The 21,485-nt window shown below is 72.6% G+C and carries 17 protein-coding genes; 11 read left to right on the top strand and 6 right to left on the bottom strand.

What is annotated here, in order from left to right; genetic code table 11:
• Positions 1-115: 115 nt before the first annotated feature.
• The 3 genes from ACWGJ5_RS07770 to ACWGJ5_RS07760 all read left to right on the top strand — a co-directional run bounded on the left by ACWGJ5_RS07770 (position 116) and on the right by ACWGJ5_RS07760 (position 5,241).
• Complete coding sequence (locus tag ACWGJ5_RS07770) at positions 116-1,312, top strand: NAD(P)/FAD-dependent oxidoreductase (RefSeq protein WP_453308875.1); 1,197 nt, start codon at positions 116-118, stop codon at positions 1,310-1,312.
• Between the two features lie 153 nt (positions 1,313-1,465).
• Complete coding sequence (locus tag ACWGJ5_RS07765) at positions 1,466-3,622, top strand: hypothetical protein (protein ID WP_453308874.1); 2,157 nt, start codon at positions 1,466-1,468, stop codon at positions 3,620-3,622.
• Positions 3,623-3,627: 5 nt separating this feature from the next.
• Positions 3,628-5,241, top strand: coding sequence for an amino acid ABC transporter substrate-binding protein (locus tag ACWGJ5_RS07760; protein WP_453308873.1), 1,614 nt, complete (start codon positions 3,628-3,630; stop codon positions 5,239-5,241).
• Positions 5,242-5,277: 36 nt separating this feature from the next.
• On the opposite strand, the gene ACWGJ5_RS07755 is transcribed toward ACWGJ5_RS07760, so the two are convergent.
• The gene (locus ACWGJ5_RS07755) at positions 5,278-6,123 is read right to left on the bottom strand and encodes a hypothetical protein (protein ID WP_453308872.1); all 846 of its coding nucleotides are present in this window, start codon (positions 6,121-6,123) and stop codon (positions 5,278-5,280) included.
• An 84-nt stretch (positions 6,124-6,207) separates the two neighbouring features.
• Positions 6,208-6,840 (bottom strand): RNA polymerase sigma factor, encoded by a 633-nt coding sequence (locus ACWGJ5_RS07750; RefSeq protein ID WP_453309164.1) that lies wholly within the window; start codon positions 6,838-6,840, stop codon positions 6,208-6,210.
• Positions 6,841-7,262: 422 nt separating this feature from the next.
• Between ACWGJ5_RS07750 and ACWGJ5_RS07745 the strand changes: the two genes are divergently transcribed.
• From ACWGJ5_RS07745 to ACWGJ5_RS07730, 4 genes are all read left to right on the top strand, one after another.
• Positions 7,263-7,724: a DUF1877 domain-containing protein gene (locus ACWGJ5_RS07745; protein WP_453308871.1), complete on the top strand. Its 462-nt coding sequence runs from the start codon at positions 7,263-7,265 to the stop codon at positions 7,722-7,724.
• Positions 7,725-7,801: 77 nt separating this feature from the next.
• The gene (locus ACWGJ5_RS07740) at positions 7,802-8,434 is read left to right on the top strand and encodes a hypothetical protein (protein WP_453308870.1); all 633 of its coding nucleotides are present in this window, start codon (positions 7,802-7,804) and stop codon (positions 8,432-8,434) included.
• A gap of 15 nt (positions 8,435-8,449) precedes the next feature.
• Positions 8,450-10,831: a glycosyltransferase gene (locus ACWGJ5_RS07735; protein ID WP_453308869.1), complete on the top strand. Its 2,382-nt coding sequence runs from the start codon at positions 8,450-8,452 to the stop codon at positions 10,829-10,831.
• 50 nt (positions 10,832-10,881) lie between these two features.
• The gene (locus tag ACWGJ5_RS07730; RefSeq protein WP_453308868.1) at positions 10,882-13,143 is read left to right on the top strand and encodes a transglycosylase domain-containing protein; all 2,262 of its coding nucleotides are present in this window, start codon (positions 10,882-10,884) and stop codon (positions 13,141-13,143) included.
• A 60-nt stretch (positions 13,144-13,203) separates the two neighbouring features.
• Here the strand turns inward: ACWGJ5_RS07730 and ACWGJ5_RS07725 are convergent, their stop codons facing one another.
• Positions 13,204-14,463, bottom strand: a complete 1,260-nt coding sequence (locus ACWGJ5_RS07725) for a S53 family peptidase (RefSeq protein ID WP_453308867.1) — start codon at positions 14,461-14,463, stop codon at positions 13,204-13,206.
• A 248-nt stretch (positions 14,464-14,711) separates the two neighbouring features.
• Between ACWGJ5_RS07725 and ACWGJ5_RS07720 the strand changes: the two genes are divergently transcribed.
• The 3 genes from ACWGJ5_RS07720 to ACWGJ5_RS07710 all read left to right on the top strand — a co-directional run bounded on the left by ACWGJ5_RS07720 (position 14,712) and on the right by ACWGJ5_RS07710 (position 18,103).
• Positions 14,712-15,533, top strand: a complete 822-nt coding sequence (locus ACWGJ5_RS07720; RefSeq protein WP_453308866.1) for a TrmB family transcriptional regulator — start codon at positions 14,712-14,714, stop codon at positions 15,531-15,533.
• 143 nt (positions 15,534-15,676) lie between these two features.
• A complete protein-coding gene (locus ACWGJ5_RS07715; protein WP_453308865.1) occupies positions 15,677-15,895 on the top strand; it encodes a hypothetical protein in 219 nt (72 codons plus the stop codon).
• A 249-nt stretch (positions 15,896-16,144) separates the two neighbouring features.
• Positions 16,145-18,103 carry a sensor histidine kinase gene (locus ACWGJ5_RS07710; protein ID WP_453308864.1) on the top strand — a complete coding sequence of 653 codons (1,959 nt, stop codon included), beginning with the start codon at positions 16,145-16,147 and terminating at the stop codon, positions 18,101-18,103.
• Between the two features lie 170 nt (positions 18,104-18,273).
• On the opposite strand, the gene ACWGJ5_RS07705 is transcribed toward ACWGJ5_RS07710, so the two are convergent.
• Complete coding sequence (locus ACWGJ5_RS07705) at positions 18,274-18,882, bottom strand: TetR/AcrR family transcriptional regulator (protein WP_453308863.1); 609 nt, start codon at positions 18,880-18,882, stop codon at positions 18,274-18,276.
• Between the two features lie 82 nt (positions 18,883-18,964).
• On the opposite strand from ACWGJ5_RS07705, the gene ACWGJ5_RS07700 reads away from it, so the two are divergent.
• Complete coding sequence (locus ACWGJ5_RS07700) at positions 18,965-19,726, top strand: SDR family NAD(P)-dependent oxidoreductase (protein ID WP_453308862.1); 762 nt, start codon at positions 18,965-18,967, stop codon at positions 19,724-19,726.
• Between the two features lie 710 nt (positions 19,727-20,436).
• Here ACWGJ5_RS07700 and ACWGJ5_RS07695 read toward each other — a convergent pair.
• Together ACWGJ5_RS07695 and ACWGJ5_RS07690 are read right to left on the bottom strand one after the other, a co-directional pair.
• Entirely contained in the window at positions 20,437-20,640 is a 204-nt protein-coding gene (locus ACWGJ5_RS07695; RefSeq protein ID WP_007383480.1) for a cold-shock protein, read from the bottom strand.
• A 228-nt stretch (positions 20,641-20,868) separates the two neighbouring features.
• On the bottom strand, positions 20,869-21,207 hold the full coding sequence (locus ACWGJ5_RS07690; RefSeq protein WP_453308861.1) for a MerR family transcriptional regulator: 339 nt from the start codon (positions 21,205-21,207) through the stop codon (positions 20,869-20,871).
• Between the last annotated feature and the right edge of the window lie 278 nt (positions 21,208-21,485).

Below are 21,485 nucleotides of genomic sequence, written 5' to 3'. Positions count from 1 at the left end.
CTCGAATGTGAGCTGCTTCACATCCGATTCCTGTCAGGAAACGGTGGGCCGCCCGGTTCAAGGGGCGGATCCGCTGAAGGCAGCGGTCGAAGACAGCAGCAGGCAGGAGCCGGAAATGCAGCACCGCATCGTCGTCCTGGGAGCCGGATACACCGGAACCGTCGCCGCCGGGCGCCTCGCCGGGCGGCTGCGCCCCGAAGACGTCGCCATCACCCTCGTCAACGCCGAGCCCGACTTCGTGGAACGCGTCCGGTTGCACCAGCTCGCGGTCGGCCAGTCCCTCAAGCCCCGGCCGATCGCGGAGATGTTCGCGGGCACCGGCGTCGAAGTGAAGCTCGCGCGGGTGACCGGCGTCGACGCCGACCGCAGGACCGTCGCCGTCACCGGCGCGGACGGAGCCGAGGAACTGCCGTACGACACCCTCGTGTACGCCCTCGGCAGCGGCTGGAACGACCAGGGCGTCCCCGGCACCGCCGAGCACGCCGAGCAGCTCGCGAGCCGGCCCGGAGCGCTCCGGCTGCGCGAGCGCCTGGCCGCCCTGGCCGCCGGACAGCCCGTGGTCGTGGTCGGCGGCGGCCTCACCGGCCTGGAGGCCGCGACCGAGATCGCCGAGGCCCGCCCGGACCTCGACGTCGCCCTCGTCGCCCGTGCCGGCCTCGGCGACTGGCTCTCGCCGAAGGGCCGCCGGCACCTGCGGAAGGTCTTCGGCAGGCTCGGCATCACCGTGCACGAGCACACCGCCGTCACCGCCGTCGAGGCCGACCGCGTCACCACCGCCGACGGCACGCCCGTGCCGGCCGCGGTCACCGTGTGGACCACCGGCTTCGCCGTACACCCGATCGCGCGGGCCAGCAGCCTGGAGGTCACCGGCACGGGCCAGATCGTGGTCGACCGGACCATGCGCTCGGTCTCGCACCCTGACGTGTACGCCGTCGGCGACGCGGCCATGGCGATGGGCCCCGGTGACAAGCCGCTGCGCATGTCGTGCGCCTCGGGCGGCTTCACCGCGTGGCAGGCCGCCGACGCCGTCGCTGCCCGCCTGACCGGCGCCGGCCTCCCGAAGGTACCGATCCGCTACTTCAACCAGTGCATCTCGCTGGGCCGCAGGGAAGGCCTGATCCAGTACGTCACCGCCGACGACCGTCCCGTCCGGGCGGCCCTGACGGGACGGCTCGCCGCCGTCTACAAGGAGCTGGTCTGCAAGGGCGCGGCCTGGAGCGTCGCCAACCCGATGCTCGGGATGCCGGCCCGGTGCCGTCGCGTCGTACCGGAGCCGGCAGGGGCCGGCGCGGCGGCCACGGCATCGGCCTGACCTCTCGTCACACGCGCCCACCGTCCCCAACTTCCTTTCGCGTCAGCATCGTTGTCCGAACAGAGGGCTTTATGTTCCACTGATGTCCTTTCACCACAACGATCACCTGCTCCTGGGCGGGAGAGCATCCATGGGGGATCCGTGTGTGAGGACGTGGGGTTCGAAAGACTCCTCGCGGAGGAGGGCTTCTTCGCGCGCCTGCTCGGGCGGTCGCCGTCCGGCGGCGGCCGGGAACCGCTGTACGGCCCCGACCTGCCGGTGGTGCTGCTCACCGGCGGGCCGGGCATGGGCAAGGGCCGGCTGCTGCGGGCCGTGCGGGACCGGTTCGCCACCAAGGTGCCGGTGATCCACCTGGACTGCGGGTCACCGGCCCACGCGGACCGGGCGGAGCCGGAGCCCGGCGCCCGCTCGGCCGCGACCGAGGTCCTGGCCGAGGCCGCCCGGCGGCTCGCCGGCTGGCAGGGGACGGGCGGCTCGTTCGCCTTTCCCCGGCTCTTCGCGGGCCTCGCGATGGTCGCGACCGGCGTCACGGAGGGCACCGCCGAGGCGGTCGCGGCAGAGGTCGAACGCTACGAGGAGTTACTCCAGAAGCAGCGCCTGCGCGGCCTGGGCACGGGGGACTTCTGGCGGGGTGCGCTGCGCGGCGCCCTGCGGAACCTGCTGACGACCCTGTCCGGGCAGGCGCTCGACCCGTACGCGGCCTCGGTGAGCACCGCGCTGCTCGACGCCATCTTCGCGAGCCTGGCGCCCCGGGGCCGTACGGAACTGGCGCGGATCTACGGCGCCTACCCCGGTGCGGCCGGCCAGCCCGAGCACGGGCTGCGCGATCTCGCCGCCGACTTCCAGGCCGGCGGCGAGGAGCGGGAGCTGGCGGAGAGCTTCCTCTTCCGGGCGCTGCGCGAGGACCTCGAGGCGGCGTACGCGGGGGCGCTGGGCTGGCTGAGCCGGGTCGGCCGCCCGGCGGTGCTGCTGGACCGCGCCGAGTCACCGCTGGGGGAGCAGCTGCTGCGCGCCGTGCTCCTTGACCGCAGGGCCGGGCAGCGCGACCGCGTGGTGGTCGTGGGCACGGCACGCCGGGCGGACGGCGGCGCCTTCCTGTACGGCGGACTGCCGCCGCGGGAGGTGCCGGCCCCGGCGGAGTTCCGGCCGGCCGACGGCGTGCCGGCCGACTGGTCCCGGCGCACGGACTCGGGGGCGGACCGGGCACCGCTGGCAGACGGGGTGCTGCTGCTGCGCATGCCGCTGCTGACCGGCGACCAGCTCCGGCTGGAGACCGAGCGAAGACAGCGGCGCGCGGAGCCGGAGGGCGGCACGAACCGCCGCCGTGTCGACGCCGCCGTGGCACGGCTGAGCGGCGGACGGCCGCACACGGTGATCCGGCTGGCCGCCGCTGCCGCCGCCTTCCGGATGCCGGCGGACGCCAATGACCGGGACATCCTCGACGCCCGGCTGCCGCTCCCGGGCGACGGCGGCCCCGAGCGGCCCGTGGCGGACGTACTGCTGCGGGAGCTGGTCCTGGACCAGCTGCCGGTCAGGCTGCCGGCCGAGCACCACGACCAGTGGCTCGACCTGCTCACCCATCTGTCGGTGGCACACGACACCGAGTGCGCCGACGTCCTGCTCCGCCACCACCAGTCCGGCCGCGTCCACCGCCTGACGGCACATCACGTCGCGCAGCTGCTCACCGACACCGGCTGGCCCGGCTGCGAGCGGCACTTCATCGGGGACTTCGGGCTGCGCCAGCTGCTGGTGCACCGGCTGTACGGGCTGCTCCCCGACGGCGAGGCCTGGGTCGCCGACCACCACCTGCTGCGGGACCACTACACCGCACGCACGGCGGAGGAGGGGGCGCCGGGCGGCGGTGCATTCCGCTCGGTCATGGCGCACCGGATGAACCACCACCTGGTCTCCGGCGGAGTGGACGACGTGGTCCGCCACCTGGCCGCCACGCTGCCCGGGCGCCCCCGGGAGTGGTGCGCGGAGCTGCTGGAGGTCGCCCAGGCGCCGTATCCGGGCGGAGCGGACACCCGGCGGGAGCGCGCCCAGGGCCTGGTGGCGGTGGACGGGCCGGCGCTGCGCCGCACGGTCGACCAGCTGCTGCACGCGGTGTGGCTGTGCGAGGAGCGGACCCGGCCGACCGGCAGGGAGACCGCCCGCACGCTGGACAAGCTGCTGGGCCTGCTCTCGATCATGGAGTTCGACGGCGCCGGGGAGCTCGGCCGGACGGCCACCGACTGGAGTGCCCTGGCGGAGAACGAGCAGCCGTTGCTGCGCTGCGCCTGCACCGATCAGCTCCGGCGAAGGAGGTAGCGGCGATGCCCAGGTGGAAGAAGATCCTCTACGCGCTGCTGGTCACGGCGGCGGTCGTGGCGGGCGGTCTGTTCGGCTGGTCCGTCGTCAGCCGGCCGGACACCTGCACCGAGGGGGTCGAGCGGATCGGCGGCGAGTGCGTCGGCGTCAACGGTGAGGGCTACGACTTCGGCACACCGGAGATCAGGCAGGTGGCCCGGGCCATCGCCCGGGAGAACAGGAAGATCCAGGGCCAGCCCCATGTGACGGTGGCGATGATGCTGCCGCTCCAGTCGGACAAGGCGGCCCTGCGACGGGAGATGCGCAGCGACCTCCAGGGCGCGTACCTGGGGCAGCTGGAGGCCAACGAGGGCGAGGGCGAACCGCCGAAGATCCGGCTGGTGCTGGCCAACCCCGGGCGGGACTACCGGCACCAGTCGACGGTCGTGGACACCCTGCTGCGCATGGCCGGCTCGCCCGGGGACCGGTTGCGCGCCGTCACCGGCTTCAACCTCAGCCTCGACGCCACCCAGGCGGCCGTCAGGCGCCTGACGGACCACCGGATCCCGGTGCTCGCCTCCCGGATCACCGGCGACCAGATCGCGAACGCGGACGGGGCGGACGGGATGGCGAAGCCCAGGTTCCCCGGCCTGGCCCGGATCATCCCCGCCAACCACGACGTGGCCCAGGCGCTCGCCGACTTCAACGGGGCGCAGGGCCGGGAGAACAGCAGGACGGTCCTGGTCTACGACAAGCGGCCGGACGGCTACGACGAGTCGCTGGCGAAGGCGTTCAGCGGGATCCGGGAGACGGGCGCGCCCGGTCCCGCCGCGATGCCCTTCACCTCCCCGGCGATCGACGAGGCGGGTTCGACCGGCAACCAGTTCACCCAGATAGCCAACAACATCTGCGACTCCGAGGCCGACACCGTCTACTTCGCGGGCCGCACCCTGCACCTGCGGCTCTTCGCGCTCAAACTCGCCCAAGTGGGCTGCGAGAACCGGCACTACACGATCATCAGCGGTTCCGACGCCGCCTCGCTGCAGCAGAACATGACGGACGGGGACTGGCAGCAGCTGCGCGGCGCGGACGGCAGGGCCAAGGTGACGGTGCAGTACGCCGCCCCCGCGCACCCGGACGCCTGGAGCACCGAACTGGCCGCCTGGAAGAAGCGGTTCAAGGCGGCCCACCACCGCGAGCCCACCGGGGACGAGCTCCCCCAGTACCTCACCGAGCCCCAGGCGGCCCTGGACGACCTGAAGAAGCTGATCGGCACCACGAAGGCCACCGACCTCGGCTCCGCTCCGAACCTGGACGACTCCCGGACGATGCTCGTGTACGACGGCCTCGTCACCATCGGCACGGCCCTGCACCAGGTGCAGAGCGGCGACGCCGCGAGGATGCCGGCCCTGGACGACGTCGGCGGGGAGTGGTCGCAACTGCAGTCCCGGCACCGGGTGCAGGGCACGAGCGGTCTGATCTGCCTGACCAGCGCCGGCAATCCGTACGACAAGCCGGTCGCGGTGGTCGAGCTGGATCCGGGCCGGGCGGGCCGGGGCGGGCTGAGGTTCGTCGGCCTCGGCTGGCCCACCGGCCGCGAACAGCCGAAGAACTGCGTGATCCCCAGCGGCACGCCCTGACGGACAGGACGTGCTCCACCAGGTCGGCGCTCCCGGTCAGTGCTTCCCGCCGGTCCTGCCGCCGCCGGACTGGCCCTTCCCGGCGGAGTCGCCCGTACCGCTCCCGGCGGAGTCGCCCGTACCGCCGGAGTTGCTGCCGGAGGCGCCAGTTCCGGAGGTGCCGTTGCCGGAGGTGCCGGTCCCGCCGGACGTGCCGTGGCCGGCGGCCCCGGCGCTCTCGCCGGGCTTGCCCGTGCCGGTCCGCCCGCTCGGCGTGGCGGTCGCCCGCGTCAGCTGCTCGGAGCAGTACGCGGCGACCTTGTCCTTGCCGCCGGCGGCCGTGACGAGCCGCTGCCAGGCTGTCGCGTCGAGCGCCTTGCCCCGGCTCCGGACCTGCTCGTAGGCACGGCAGTGGGCCTGGGTGTCCTTGGCGGACGGCGGACCGTCCGTCGGCCGGGAGCCGGCGGAGGGAGCCGACGGCGCCGTACCGCCCGGCCGGGCCGGGGCGACCGCCGAGGGGTGCCCGGTCCGTGGGCCGGCCCCGGTACCGCCCGTCGACGAGCCGGCCGAGCCGATGGCCGCGACGGCGACCCCGCCCAGGGCGACGCTGGCGAACACCGCGCCGAACGTCATCTTCACCGTCCGCCCGGCCCGCCGCTCCGCGGTCGGCCGCCAGTCGTCCCGCCGCCGGGTGCGTGCCCGCCGCGCGCCCGCGGCGCCGGCGTCCCGGAACGCGGCCACGGCCCGCTGCTCGGCCCGGGGGTCGAGATCACCGGTGCGCAGGACGGCGGCCAGCACCGTCTCCAGCGCGGCGACGTCAGCCGCGTCCGACGCGCCGGACACGGTGCCGGCCTGCACGCGTCGACGGCCCGGTCCTCCGTCGCCGCTCAGCCGTTCACCCATGTCCGTTGTCCGTTCTCGTCCGTTCCTGTCCGGCCGTGTCGATTCGTGCTGTTCGTGTGGTTCGTGCGGTGCACCGGGTGTAGCTCATGTCGACTCCCCCAGCGTTCGGGAAGCCTCATCCGTCACACCCTTCTCCGTCGCGTCGCCGATGCCGAGCTGGCGCGCGAGGCGTTTCAGGCCTCGGTGGGCCGCTGTGCGCACCGCTCCGGGGCGCTTGCCGAGGACGCGAGCGGCGGCGGGACCGTCCAGGCCGACCACGACCCGCAGCAGCACGGCCTCGGCCTGGTCCCTGGGCAGTCCGCGGACCAGTTCCAGGGCCCGCTCGGTGGAGAGGGACTCCAGGGCCTGCTCATGGGTGCTGTGCGGGCCGGCCAGGTGCAGTACGTCCTGCTCGGTCCCGCCCGAGCGGGGCCGAACGCGCTGGCGGCGCAGGTGGTCCAGCGCCCGGTGCCGGGCGATGGTCGCGGTCCAGCCGCGGAAACCGGCGCCGTCGCCCTTGAAACGTCCGAGGTCGCGGGCTATGTCCAGCCAGGCGTCGGCGGCCACGTCCTCGGCGTCGTCGCCGACGAATCCGTGCAGATAGCCCAGCAGGCCCGGCTGCACGAACCGGTAGGCGACCGCGAAGGCGGCCTCGTCGCCCTCCTGGGCCCGCGCGACCGCCGCGCCCAGTTCCTCGTCGTACGCCTGTACGCGCCGGGGTTGCCGTACCTGGCCCAAGATCATCCTCGTTCGCGCTGGTTCGTAGCCAGTTCGTGCCGTCAGCCGCGCACCGGTCGCATCGACGGCCCCACGGCGATCAGCGTCTGCCCCCACAGAAGTGTCACAACGTACCAGGCCTCCTTCACGAGGCCGCAGGTGACCGGGGCGGTCGCGGCGGGTGACGTTCTCCGCGGGCCGCGCGCTGGGTGAGTGCCGGGCGCGGTACCGCCCGGGTCGGCTGCCGCTCGCCGGCGCAGGTGCCGCAGCCCGCCCCGGACCCCTCTCCGTGCCGTTCCGGTCTCCCCCCTCGTGGGCGGCACGGAGAGGGATGGGGCGGCCAGGGCCCTGACCACTGCACGAGGCCCCGGCCGCCCCGCGTGGGGCGGACCGGTCCCGTCCGGCCGCGTGATGCTTCGGCACCCTCGTGCGCTCCTTGTGGCATGAGCGCGTACCTCCGTCTGCGAGCGGTGCCGCCGCCGGCACTGCGCAACAGCTCGACCTGGCTGGAACGGCTCTTCGACGACGACTCGGAGACCGTCCGGCACTACCGGGACCAGGAACGCATCTACACCGGCGCCTGCCTGCAGCCCCTTGCCCGGGACCGGCCCCAGACCCACGTGGTGCTCGGCGGCCGGCCGGTGTTCCGCGCCGACCGGCGCAAACCGCCGCTGCTGGTGCTGACGGCGGCCCAGGCCCGCCGGGTGTCCGGGTTCCTGGCCGCGGCCGACTTCGACGCGCTGTGGGGCCTGGCCCGGGACGCACTGCTGCCGCACTACGGCGGTGTGACCGCGGAGCCCGAGACATGGGGTGCGTTCGCGGTGGCGCACCAGGAGCTGAAGGCGTTCTACACGCAGACCGCCGAGTGTGGAGACGCGGTGGTGAAGTGGGTGCATGAGGACTGAGGTGTAACAGTTCCGGGGTGCCGCGCTCTGTCCATGCGGATGACCATGTCGGTCGGCCAGGACAGGGGACACGACTCGTGCAGTGGACGGACGAGAGCGGCAGGGGGTACGGCGAGGAGCCGTACGGCGGTGCCGGGTACGGGTATGCCTACGGTCACCAGGGCGGCGGAGCCGTCACCGACACGGCCACCCTGCCCTGGGACGCCGTGCACCAAGGGCAGTTCGACACGCAACCCATACCTTTCGCGCCGCAAATCCCTTTCGTGCCGGAACCGGACACACCGGTGAGCGAGCCGGCGCGGCCCGTCTTCGTGGACTCCTCGGGGCGCCGCCAGCGCCGTGTGCTGCGCGCCGCTTGGCTGCTGATGATCCCCGCCGGCGGCTATGTCGCCCTGCTGATCAGCACCCTGCTGGGCGGCCCCAGCGTCAGCGCCCCGTTCGTCCCGCAGCCGGCCGCCACGCACCCGGCCACGCCGCGCCTGAACGCCCCGGCCGGCACCGGCCGCCCGGCGGGCAGCACGAACCCCGCCGCGGCGCACACCGGCCCCCGTCCGGTACGGAAGGCGCCGGGCTCCACGGCAGCCCCGACCGCCCCCGCGGCCGGGACCACCGTGACGCAGGCGCAGACCACCTCCCCGGCCTCCGCCTCCACCCGCACCCCGGCCCCGAAGGGACGCGCCCTCGGCTCGTCCCACAAGCCCGTGAAGTGATCCCAAGGCCCTGACGTGACCGATCGCCGACGCCGCACCGCCCCCTCCCGCCGCCACGGCCGCACCCGCCAGATCACACCCCGCACCCACTGGCTCCTGCTGAGCGTGCTCGCGGTGACGCTGTCGACGGCACTCCTGCTGCAGGGCTACACCCACCACATGTTCGGGATCAGCCCGGACGACGTGACCGGTGCCCGCGGCCGGAACGACGCGGTGCCCGCCCGGGTGACCCACGGCGGCCCGGTGATCGCGAACGCCGCCTCCTCCGCGCACACCGTCCGGGTCAGGGACCGCACCATCGCCCTCACCTTCGACGACGGCCCCGACCCCGTCTGGACGCCGCGCATCCTCGACGTGCTGCGCCGCGACCATGTGCGCGCGACCTTCTTCGTCGTCGGCACCGAGGTCGTGGACCACCCGGACCTGGTCCGCCGGATGATCGCCGACGGCCACCAGATCGGCATCCACACCTTCACCCACCCCGACCTGGCCCGCCTCGCCCCCTGGCAGCGTTCCCTGGAACTGCGCGAGACCCAGCTGGCGGTGGCCGGCGCGGCCGGGGTCACCACCGCACTGCTCAGGCCGCCGTACTCCTCGTCGAACGCCGCGCTGGACGACGCCGACTGGTCCGTCCTCGAGCAGGCCGACCAGGCCGGCTATGTCACGGTGCTCTCCACCCAGGACGCCGAGGACTGGCAGCGACCCGGCACCGCCCGCATCGTCGCGAACGCGACCCCGCACGGCCACGCCGGTCAGGTCCTGCTGATGCACGACGGCGGCGGGGACCGCGCCGAGACCGTCGCCGCGCTGGGCACCCTGATCCCGAGGCTGAAGGCACAGGGCTTCCGGTTCGCGACGGTCGGCGCCGCCGTCGGCATGGCCGGGCCGGTCCAGCGCGCCGGCCTCGGCGACCACCTCCAGGGCATGGCCCTCATCACGGTGCTGCGGACCGGCGACTGGGTCGTATGGCTGCTGGGCGTGCTGATGTACGCGGCCGGAGCGATCAGCGTGCTGCGCGCCGCGGTCGTGCTGATCGCGGCCCGCCGGCACCGGCGCCTGCGCTCCGGGCGCCGGGGCCGCTCCTGGGGGCCGCCGGTGACCGAACCGGTCAGTGTCATCGTCCCCGCGTACAACGAGAGCGCCGGGATCGAGGCGGCCGTGAGGTCCCTGATCGCTTCGGACCATCCGGTGGAGGTCATCGTGGTGGACGACGGCTCCTCCGACGGCACCGCGGACCTGGTGGAGTCGCTCCGGCTGCCGGGGGTGCGGGTGATCCGGCAGGAGAACGCGGGCAAACCGGCCGCGCTCAACACCGGGCTCGCCGCGGCCTCCTGTGAGCTCGTGGTCATGGTCGACGGCGACACCGTCTTCGAACCCGACGCCGTCCGCACCCTCGTGCAGCCCTTCGCCGATCCCCGCGTGGGCGCCGTCTCCGGCAACGCCAAGGTCGTCAACCGCGGTGGCCTGCTGGGCCGTTGGCAGCACATCGAGTACGTGGTCGGCTTCAACCTCGACCGCCGCCTGTTCGACCTCGCCGAGTGCATGCCGACCGTGCCCGGAGCGGTCGGCGCCTTCCGCCGCCGGGCGCTGCTGGACCTCGGCGGCGTCAGCGACGTCACCCTCGCCGAGGACACCGACCTCACCATGGCCCTGTGCCGCGACGGCTGGCGCGTGGTGTACGAGGAGGGCGCGGTGGCCTGGACCGAGGCGCCCGCGTCCCTGAACGCCCTGTGGCGGCAGCGGTACCGCTGGTGCTACGGCACCCTGCAGGCGATGTGGAAGCACCGCGGCGCGCTGGTCCAGCGCGGCGCCGCCGGCAAGCTGGGCCGCCGGGGCCTGGGCTATCTCCTCCTCTTCCAGGTCCTGCTGCCGCTGCTCGCCCCGGCCGTGGACATCTTCGCCCTGTACGGCCTGGTCTTCCTCGACCCGCTGCGGATCGCCGGTCTGTGGCTGGCCTTCCTGCTGCTGCAACTCGGCATGGGCCTGTACGCCTTTCGCCTGGACGGTGAACGCCCCGGCCCGCTGTGGAGCCTGCCGCTGCAGCAGTTCGTCTACCGGCAGCTGATGTACCTGGTGGTGATCCAGTCCGTCTTCACCGCCGTGTCCGGCTCACGCCTGCGCTGGCAGCGCATGGAGCGCTACGGCAGCCTGGCGTCGGCCCCGGCGGCCGCGGGTCCCTCCGGGGACGACCGCACCACCGCCCCTGAGCAGCCGGAACCGTATGGGGCCGGCCCCCATGCAGGAACGTACGCGGCCGTCCCGCAGCCCGCACCCTACGGCGCCGTCCCGCACCCCGCACCCTACGGCGCCGTCCCGCGACCCGGACCGTACGAAGGCCCGCCCCAGGCCGGCTACCGGCAGCAGCCCGTCCCCCACGACACCACCCAGTGGTACTGAACCCAGTGGTACCGAACCCAGCGGTACCGGAAGGAAAGTGATCCGAGCCCATGAGCGGAACCCGGCGCCGACCGCCGCAGCGGACCAGCTCCGGCAGGCGTGCGGCGGGCGGCCGCGGCAGGCGCCGTACCGACGTGCGGAAACGTTGGATCGACTATCCGCGCGCCGACCGGAGCGGCCCGCGCCGCTGGCTGCCGTCGTGGCGCCAGGTGCTGGCGTCGTTCCTGCTCTGCGTCGGCGCAGTGGCCGTGGCCGTCGGGTACGCCTACGCCACGATCACCGTCCCCGACCCGAACCCCCAGACGCTGCTCCAGAACAACGTCTACTACTGGTCCGACGGCACCGTGCTGGCCACCGACGGCAGCGTCAACCGGGAGAACGTCACCCTGGCGCAGGTCCCCGCCGATGTGCAGGGGGACTTCATCGCCGCCGAGAACGCCTCCTTCTACACCGACCCGGGCATCGACCCGCAGGGCGTCGCGCGCGCCCTCGTGCACATGGCCGAGGGCGGCTCCGTCCAGTCCGGATCGACGATCACCCAGCAGTTCGTCAAGAACACCTACCTCGACCAGTCGCAGACGCTGTCCCGCAAGTTCAAGGAACTGCTGATCTCCGCCAAGATCGGCGCGAGCATGAGCAAGCAGCAGATCCTCCAGGGCTATCTGAACACCTGCTTCTTCGGCCGCCAGGCCAACGGCATCCAGGCCGCCGCCCGCGTGTACTACGGCCTCCCGGTCGAGAAGCTCACCGTGAGCCAGGGCGCGTTCCTCGCCGCCGCGGTCAACGAGCCGAGCCTCTTCCAGTACGCCGACGCCGACCCCCGGGCCCGGGCGCAGGCGCAGGCCCGCTGGTCCTGGGTGCTCGACCGGATGGTGAAGACCGGCAGGCTGACGCAGCAGCAGCGCGCCCGCATCGCGGCGGCCGGCTTCCCCGTACCCCGCAAGTGGGCCCCCGGATCCGGGCTCACCGGCCAGACCGGCTATCTGGTCCAGCTCGCCCGGTCGTACGTCCAGGCACACGACCCCGGCGTCACCGACGGCAGCCTGAGCCGCGGCGGCTACCAGATCCACACCACCTTCGACCGCAAGAAGACGGCGGAACTGGCCAGGGCCGTCGCGAAGGTGCGCGCCGAGCGCCTCGACCCCGCCCACCGGGCCGCCGACCGGAACGTCCAGGCCGGCGCCGCCTCGGTGGACCCGGCGACCGGCCGGATCCTGGCCGTCTACGGCGGCCCCGGCTACCAGCAGGCCCACTACTCCGACAACGCCGACACCTCCGGCGTCCCGGTGGGGTCGACCTTCAAACCGCTCGTCCTCGCCTCCGCGCTCCAGTACGGGGCCGTCCTGAAACCGGCCACGCCCCCGGCGCCGATCACCCCGGCCAGCAGGTTCGACGGCGACGACGGCATCCAGATCAAGGACCGGCAGGGCGACTACGTCACCGACGACAAGGACCCCACCGGCCTCCTCCACCAGCACAACGACACCCCGCACCGCTGGGGGTACATCTCCTTGCGCACGGCGATGGAGCAGTCGGTCAACACCCCGTACGTGCAGCTGGGCGAGGACGTCGGCTACGGCGACGTGGCCCGGACGGCGAAGACCCTGGGCCTGCGCCCGGAGAGCCTCGCCGCGCCCAGCGCCGGCTTCTACATCGGCACCTCCACGCCGAGCGCGATCCGCATGGCGGGCGCCTACGCGACGTTCGCCGCCTCGGGGCTGCGGGCCACGCCGTACTCGGTGACGAAGGTGACCCGCGACGGCGCGGTCCTGCCGGGATTCACGGCTCCCGCTCCCGTACGGGCCCTGCCGGCGGCGGTCGCCGACAACGTGACCGACGTCCTGCGGGGCGTCATCGCCCGGGGCACCGGCACCAGGGCCCAGGCACTCGGCCGTACGGCGGCGGGCAAGACCGGCACCACCGACGACTACCGCTCGGCCTGGTTCATCGGCTACACCCGCCAACTGGCCACGTCGGTCGTCCTCTTCAAAGAGGACCCGGCCCATCCCCAGCTCCAGTCCCTGGCGGGCGTCGGCGGCCTGCAGAAGGTGTTCGGCGGAGACATCCCGACCGAGATCTGGACCGCTTACATGCGCGACGCCCTGTCCGGCCTGCCCGACCTGCCCTTCCCCGCCCCGGCACCCCTGGGCCACGGCAGCAACGAGCCCGGAGCCCCCTCAGCCTCCCCCAAGCCCGCCCATCCCCCGGCCAAGCACGCCACCAGACCGGGCAAGCACACGCCCGTCACGACCACCCCCACGCCGGGCGTTCCGGCGCCTGGTCCCAGGTGCCATGCGCACAAGTGCCGTTGACAGCACTTCGCCCCGTCGGCCGACCGGCGGGGCGAAGCGGACTGTGCGGTTCTCGGTGTGTTACTTGGTGAAGGCGGCCACGCCGTTCGGGGTGCCGAGGCCGGTCGGGCCGTCGTAGCCCTTGCCCGCCTTGCAGAGGTAGTTGCTGCAGGACCCGTTGGAGCCGTCGGTGACGTCGTTCAGCTTGTCCGGGTGGGCGTAGGGGTAGGACGCCGGGACGTCACCGTTGCCCGGGGCGCCCGCGAGGGCATAGACGCCGGCGACGAACGGTGCGGAGGCGCTGGTGCCGCCGTACACGTTCCAGCCGCTGGCCTGGTAGGTGTCGTAGACGGCGAGACCGGTGGCCGGGTCGGCGACGGCGGCGACGTCGGCGACGGCGCGCTTGGCGCAGGCGGTGTCCTTCTGCCAGGACGGCTTCGCGTCGTACTGCGAGCAGCCCGAGCCTGCTCCCTCGCCGCCGGCGGAGGTGCCCCAAACGGACTCGGACCAGCCGCGGGTGCTGCTGTCCTTCTTGAGCGAGGTGCCGCCGACGGCCGTCACGTACTGGGAGGAGGCCGGGTACTCGGTGCCGTAACCGCTGTCGCCGGAGCTGACGGTGATGGCGACGCCGGGGTGCTTGAAGTACTTGTCGTCCGCCTGGGTGTCGGCGGCCTCCTCGCCGCCGCCGTAGCTGTTGGAGACGTACTTGGCGCCCTGCTTGACGGCCTGGTTCACGGCGGCGCCGAGGTCGTCCATGCTGGCGGACTTGGCCTCGACGAGCAGGATGTGGCACTGCGGGCAGGCCGCGCTGACCATGTCGACGTCGAGGGAGATCTCGCCCGCCCAACCCGAGTCGGGCGTCGGGTAGTTGGTGCCGCCGTCCTGGTCGATCTTCTTGAAGCAGCCGTTGCTCGTGCTGCACTCCGGCAGGCCGTACTGGGACCGGTAGGCCGCCAGGTCCTTCTCGGCGTTCGGGTCGTCGTTCGCGTCGACGATCGCGACGGTGGCGCCCTTGCCGCCGTCCTTCGGGAGGTTGTAGGCGGCCTGCAGATCGGCCGGCCCGAAGCCCTTGGGGGTGTCGTGGCGGCCGAGGGACTTCTGCGGTGTGAGGTCGGTGCGGACCACCGCCTGGCAGGCCATGTAGCCGGGCTTGGTCGGCTCGGAACACAGCGGGCGGGTGTGCACCGTGGAGGCCGTGGAGGTGGTGGGCGACGCGTCGGTCGTCGTGGCGAACGCCGACGACTGCGCGGCGACGGCGAGGCCGCCGGTGATCAGAGCCGCCGCGGACAGGAACGCGGGCGCGCCGCGGCGTATCAGGGTCCTTCTGCGGTGAGAACGCAATGAACTGCCCTCCGTGGGGGGATGGGTGGCTCCACACCGGCGGCCGGAAGCGCGGTGATGTCATAGACATGACAAGCGCTTGCCGTTGGGGGTGGCCGGCCGGAGTCGAGTCGGGCATCCTGCTGATGCTGCCACCCTGGTCAGTGGTGGCTACAGACGAGGCTATGGACAATTTGCCGAAGAGAACAGAGCCAGTTGGTAAAAACCTTGGGATCAACCCGCGGCGCGGCCGGGTACGTTGTGCAGCCATGGAGCTTGAAGACGGAACCATCAACGACTTGATGTCGCTGGGCCTGGCCCGCTACGAGGCACGGGTCTACCTGACCCTCATCAGGCGTGGTTCTTACACGGCCGCCGAGGTGGCCCGGGAGGCCGACGTGCCGCGCCAGCGCGTGTACGACGTGCTGGACGCCCTCGTGCGGCGGCAGCTGGCCACCACCCACCCGGGGCGGGTGGCGACCTACTCCGCCGTCACGCCCGAGCTGGCCCTCGCCCGCCTGATGGCCGCGCAACGGGAGACCGTCGACCGACTGGAGCGGGTCTCCCAGGACTTGGCCGGCCTCCTGCAGCCCCTGTGGTCCCAGGGCCGGGACCACACCGACCCGCTGGACTACATCGAGATCCTGCGCGACCCCAAGGCGATCTCCGAACGCTTCGCCGACATCCAGCGGCAGGCGCGGCACGAACTGCTCACCTTCTGCAAACCGCCGTTCGTCGCCCCCACCGAGAACGCGGACGGCCTGGCGGTGGTCCATCGGCTGCACCGTTCGGGCGGCACGGTCCGCGCGATCTACCTCGACGACGCCCTGGACGACCCCGAGCAGGTGGACCACGTACGGCGTTTCGCCGCGGCGGGCGAGGAGGCGCGCTTCGCCCCCGAACTGCCCCTGAAACTCGTCATCGCCGACGCCTCCCTCGTCCTGTGCGACATGCCCGATCCGGTGGCCGGCGCCGGCTCCACCACCACGCTCTTCATCGAACACCCGGCCCTGGCGGGCTGCCTGCGGCTGGCTTTCCACACGGTGTGGAAGGACGCCGCGCCGAGCCGCGAGCCGGGCCCGACGCCCTGAGAGCCGTGCGACACGACCGGGTGAGCCCAGGGGGCTCCGGATGGCGCTGCTGGTGAGCGCCATGGTGCATATCGGATTAGCCTCCGAAATGAGCGCTTAATGGATCTCTTGACGATGCGCTCCACTCGACCCAAGGAGGACACATGCGCAAGCTCTCCAAGGCCGCTGTCGCGGCCGCGGTTGTCGCTAGCGTGAGCTTCATAGCCACCGGCACCGCCACCGCCGCCGCCACTGCCCAAGCCGCGGTCGTGCCTCGCGGCGGGTGCGTCGACATCCTGGGTGAGGTGGGCATCGCCAACGGCGTGCTCGGCAACTTGCTGAACGGCGAGGGCAATCCAGGCGCGCAGTTCACCGAGTGCTAGCCGGTCACCCAGCGTTGTCCTCACGTGTGTAGTGGATGCCGAAGGCCCCCGGCCGTGACCGGTCCGGGGCCTTCGCGTGCGGCAGTGCCGGCCGTGGGCAGCACCATGCAGCCCCCGCCCGAAGGCGCCGCTGATCCAATGCCATGACCCCTCTCACAGCAGGGGCGGGCGTCGGGTGAGCACCTGTGAATCGATGTCTTACGCCCGGGAAACGAGGCGCCTGCCGGGCCGCCTCTAGCCTCGCCGTGCATGAGGGGGAACCGAATCCGCCGACCCGACCACTTCGTCCGCATGCCCGGCTGGGGCTCCATCCGCGGCCGTATGGCGATCGTCCTCGCCGTACCCACCTGTCTGCTCCTCGCCCTCACCGGGCTGGGCGTCGCCGACCGCGCCCACGACTGGTCCGCCGCGCGGGCCACGGAGTCCCGGGTCGGCCTCCTGCTGCGGGAACAGGACCTCGTCCGTGAGCTCCAGCGCGAACGGGGCCTCACCAACGGCCTGTTGAGCGGTGCCGAGCAGTACCGGGACGAGGTGCGCGGGCAGCGGGCGCGCACCGACGACGCGCGTACGTCCCTGACGGCGGCGCTCGCAGAGCAGAGCGGCGATCTGCCCGGAGCCGCGGCCTCCGCCTTACGCCGGGCCCAGCACCCGCTCGTCGGCCTCACCGCGACCCGTACCGCCGTCGACACCGGCACGGCCGACCGCACCGCCACCCTCCGCTTCTACACCGGGGCCGTCACCGCGCTGATCGACGCCGAAGGGGCCGGCGCGCCCGACGGCGACCGCCGCATCGCGCAGGGCGTGCAGGCACTGCAGTCACTGGCGCGCGCCACGGAGGCCGTGGCCCTCGAACGCGGCTCCCTGAACGGCGTGTTCGCGGCCTGCCGGTTCCGGGCGGGCGAGTACCTCGACTTCACCGACGTCCGCGCCACGCGGGTCGCCGCCCTCGGCCAGTACCGCCAACTCGCCGACGGTGCCGAGAAGTCGTCCCTCGACCACGCCTTCGCAACGGCTGCCGCCCGCCGCGTCACCGGGTACGAGGCCAGGGCCGAGGCGGGTGCCGACGGCTCGCGCCTCGGCGTCGACCCCACCCGCTGGTGGGCCGACATGACGACGCTCGTCGACGCCCTGCACGGCGTGCAGAAACAGGTCGGTGACGACGTACGGGCACGAGCGGACCAGGTCGGCGGCGCGGCCACCCGGGAACTCGCCGGCTTCCTGGCGCTGGGCGCGCTGATCCTCGCCGTGGCCTGCGCGCTCGCGGTGTTCTCGGCCCGCTCCATCACCCGCCCCCTGGGGGCCCTGGCCGACGAGGCGGACGCGGTCGCGGGCACCAGGCTGCCGGACGTGGTCAGGCACATCCAGGAGGCCGACCCCGACACCCCGTTGCCCGCGCAGCCCGAGGCGGCCGAAGTCCCCGGCACCGCACGGGAGATCACCCGGCTGGTCGCCGCTCTGCGCAATGTCGAGCGCACCGCAGTGGGCCTCGCCGCCGAGCAGGCCGTCCTGCGCCGCAACGGCACCGAGTCGCTGGCCAGTCTCGGCCGCCGCAACCAGGCGCTCCTCAGCCGGCAGCTCGGGCTGATCACCACGCTGGAGAGCCAGGAACTCGACCCGGACGCCCTCGCCGAACTCTTCGAGCTCGACCACCTGGCGACGCGCATGCGCCGCAACGCCGAGTCCCTGCTCGTCCTGGCCGGCGAGGAGCCCCCGGCCCGCCGGTGGCCCGGCACGGTCACCGTCACCGAGGTGGTGCAGTCGGCCGTCGCCGAGGTGGAGCAGTACCAGCGGGTCGCCGTGACCGACATCGAGCAGTGCCGCGTCCGGGGTCACTGTGTCGCCGAACTCTCCCACCTGTTGGCCGAGTTGGTGGAGAACGCGCTCATGTTCAGCCCGCCCCAGCAGCCCGTCGCGGTGTACGGCTGGCGGGACGGCGGCGAGTACTGCCTCGCCGTGGTCGACCGGGGCATCGGGATGACGGCGGAGCGCATGTCCGAGGCCAACGCCCTGCTGTCCGGCATGGCCGGCTCCCTGCTCGCCGCGCCCACCCGGTTCCTCGGCCACCACGTCGTCGGCGCGCTCGCCGGCCGCCTCGGGGTCCATGTCGAGCTGCGTCCCACGCAGGGCTCGGGCGTCACGGCGTACGTCGCCCTGCCCACCGCCCTGGTCCAGCAGCCGGACGCCTCGACGACCGCGGCGGCCACGTGAGGGCCGGTGAGGCATCCCACACCTGAGGACGGCCGGTGGCGCGCGGGCGCCGGGAGGGCTACCGTCGTAGGTAGAACGACCGGTCTTCCTGCCTCGCCGGGAATGACCCGCACGTCGAAGAGAGATCGAAAAGTGCCATGAAAGCAAACCGCGCCCCGGCCCTGCCGGGGTCAGCCGTCCGACCGGATGAGCCGGACCGCGTTCAGCAGGGTCTTGTGGGCGGCCGTCGAGTCGTCCAGGTAGCCGGCGGCCATCGCGCCGTCGTACAGCATCAGCAGCGCACCGGCGGCCGACTCCGGGTCGGCGTGCCCGAGCCGGGTGAGCAGGTCCTCGAAGAGGGTGCGGATCCAGTTCCGGTGGGTCGCCACCAGGCCGCGGACCGGGTGGTCGGCGTCCGGGTACTCGGCGGCGGCGTTCATGAACGGCGAACCGCGGAACCCGCGCTCGCGGGCGTGCTCGGCGATCGCCTCGAAGATCAGGTCGATCGCTTCGGCGGGCGGATGCCCGGCGGCCAGCGGTTCGGCCACCTCACGGTAGTAGGCGTCCTTGGTCAGCAGATAGGCCACGACCAGGTCGTCCTTGGACGCGAAGTGCCGGTAGAAGGTCGCCTTGGTCACCCCGGCCTCGGCGATCAGCCGCTCCACGCCGATCGCGCGGACGCCCTCGTAGTAGAACAGCCGCGACGCGGCCTGTACGAGGCGTTCGCGGGGCGGTAGGTCCCGCTCGGCCCCGGTCTGTCGAGGCGTGCCGTCCGTGCGCTTCTGCCCAGTGCTGCTCACTTCCCCATTGTGCCCTCGGCCCTGCCCCGAGCGGCCTCCACCCCCGTACGGCCCTTGCCCGTACATCGAAAGGCCTGAACCCATGACTCGTCGTCTTGAAGGAACCGTCGCCCTGGTCACCGGGGCCTCCAGCGGTATCGGCCACGCCACCGCGCTGGAACTGGCCCGCCGGGGTGCCTCCGTGGCCCTGGTCGGCCGGCGCGAGGACCGGCTCACCGACCTCGCCGCGGACATCACGGGCGCCGGCGGAAAGGCCCTGGTCGTGGCCGCCGACATCACCGACGCCCAGGCCGCCGCCGAGGCGGTCGAGCGGACCGTCGAGGGCCTGGGCCGCCTGGACACCCTGGTCAACAACGCCGGCCTCATGCTGCTCGGGCCCGCTCCCACGGCCGACCTGAACGACTGGCGCCGCATGATCGACGTCAACCTCATGGGCCTGATGTACACCGCCCACGCGGCCGTGCCCCACCTGGTCGAGGCAGCCGCCGAGGAGCCGCGTCGGGTCGCCGACATCGTCAACATCGGCTCGCTCGCCGGCCGGAACGCCTACGCCATGTCCGCCGTGTACAGCGCCAGCAAGTTCGGCGTCGGTGCCTTCAGCGAGGCGCTGCGCCAGGAACTGGCACGCCAGCACGTCCGTGTGTCCGTCGTCGAGCCGGGCAGCGTCGACACCGAGCTGCGCACGCACAACCCGGACGTCATCCAGCAGCACATCGTCGCCGCGCTGGGCGAGATCGAGCGGCTGCAGAGCCAGGACATCGCCGACACCGTCGGCTACATCGTCACCCGCCCCCGGCACGTGGCCGTCGCCGAACTGCTCGTCCGCCCCACCGAGCAGGTCTGACCATCCGCCGGCCCGTGGCGGACGGGGTCGGACACGCACCGGTTGCCGCCGCGCTCTCCGGCGACAACCGGGCGGAGCGGGCCGTACCCGTCTCGTGCGGCTCGCGGCTCTCTTCCGAACCGCCGGCCCGTGCGGGACGCGGTTCGCGTGTCCGCTCCCTGACCGGGTGCCACACTCCGCGGCTTTCCAACCCGCAAACAGTGCGCGACCCGCCGTCGTACCGGACGTACGGGAAACGTCACGAATCGAGGGCACGCTGTCGCTGGTGGTGAAGTCGCGGCGGTCCTGCCGGGTGATCACTTCTCCGACCTGCATCACGGGGTGGACGCGGCCCTCGATGGTCACGGCCACGCCGGTGACGGGTTCGGGCATGATCCCGCTCACAGACGTCCAGGACGTCCCGGCCCGCCCGTGCGTTCGGCAGTGTGGCCGCCTGGATCGGGAAGGGAACGGTCACGCCCTCGGTGCGCAGCGCCGTACGGGCGGAGGTTTTGTCTGTGCGGTAGCGCCTGGAAAAGCCGCTGGTACGACGGGTTCGGTTCATGGGGGACCTTCCTCGATGTGGCGTACCGAGGAATTCCCGTCGGCGGCGGGCGCCGCACGAGGAATCACAAGAATGAGCCGAAGAAAAAAAGACAAAAGCTGGGGCCCGCACCCCGAGGGTGCGGGCCTCAGCCACATCATGCGCGAGCCGGTGGTTCGCGTCAGCGTCAGGCGGGAACGATGTTCTCCGCCTGCGGGCCCTTCTGGCCCTGCGTGACGTCGAAGGTCACCTTCTGGCCTTCCTGAAGCTCGCGGAAGCCGCTGGTGGCGATGTTCGAGTAGTGGGCGAACACGTCAGCGCCGCCGCCGTCCTGCTCGATGAAGCCGAAGCCCTTTTCCGCGTTGAACCACTTCACGGTGCCAGATGCCATATTGAATCTCCCTTGGGGGGCAGTGCCGACCCCGCACTTTGCGGAGTCGAGTCGCCGCGATGATCACCCCTCCGGAAAGATCCGGAAAGCTCTGCAAAGAAAAGTTCTCTGGCAATCAAAACTGCAACTGCTATCACGCTAACACAGGTGGGTGGCAGGGCCCATGTGTTTAGCGGGGCGTCCGGTAATTCGCGCCCCACCGCAGTCCGTAATTCTGTACCGGCGGGACTAGCTATCCGCGTCGTGCTGGTCCAGCTTCCGGCGCATTTCCCGGTTCAGCCGGCGGGCGTCGTCGAGCTGGTCCTCCAGGGAGACGATGCGGCACGCGGCCTCGATGGGGGTGCCCTGGTCGACCAGTTCACGGGCGCGGGCGGCGGTGCGCAACTGGCGGCGGGAGTACCGGCGGTGGCCGCCTTCCGAACGCAGGGGAGTGATCAGCCCGGTCTCGCCGACGGCACGGAGGAAGGCGGGGGTGGTGTCGAGAACGTCCGCGGCCCGTCCCATGGTGTAGGCGGGGTAGTCGTCGTCGTCGAGGTTGCCGGCGACAGGGGCGTTCTCGGCGGGCATGACACCTTCGTTTCCAAGAGCGGCGGGGAACCCAGGCCTGCGTGGCACCCGCGCTCCGAAGACCCGGCGCCATCTGCCTCGTGCAGCAACCCTAACTCCGCCGTGGGCGGACATGTGGCCTCGCCGCTACAGACTTCCGCGTACGCGGCCGCCGCACCGGCCGGCGAGGCCGCCGGAGCCGTAGTACCCCGGTACCACCCGCCCGGCAGTGTTCAGCCCCCGGTACCACCGGATCCGGGAGATCGCCGACCTAGCGTGGTGGAGGAGGCGTCGGCCGT

Source organism: Streptomyces sp. NPDC054783 (assembly GCF_053611725.1).
This window is presented reverse-complemented; position numbering and strand designations above follow the sequence as displayed.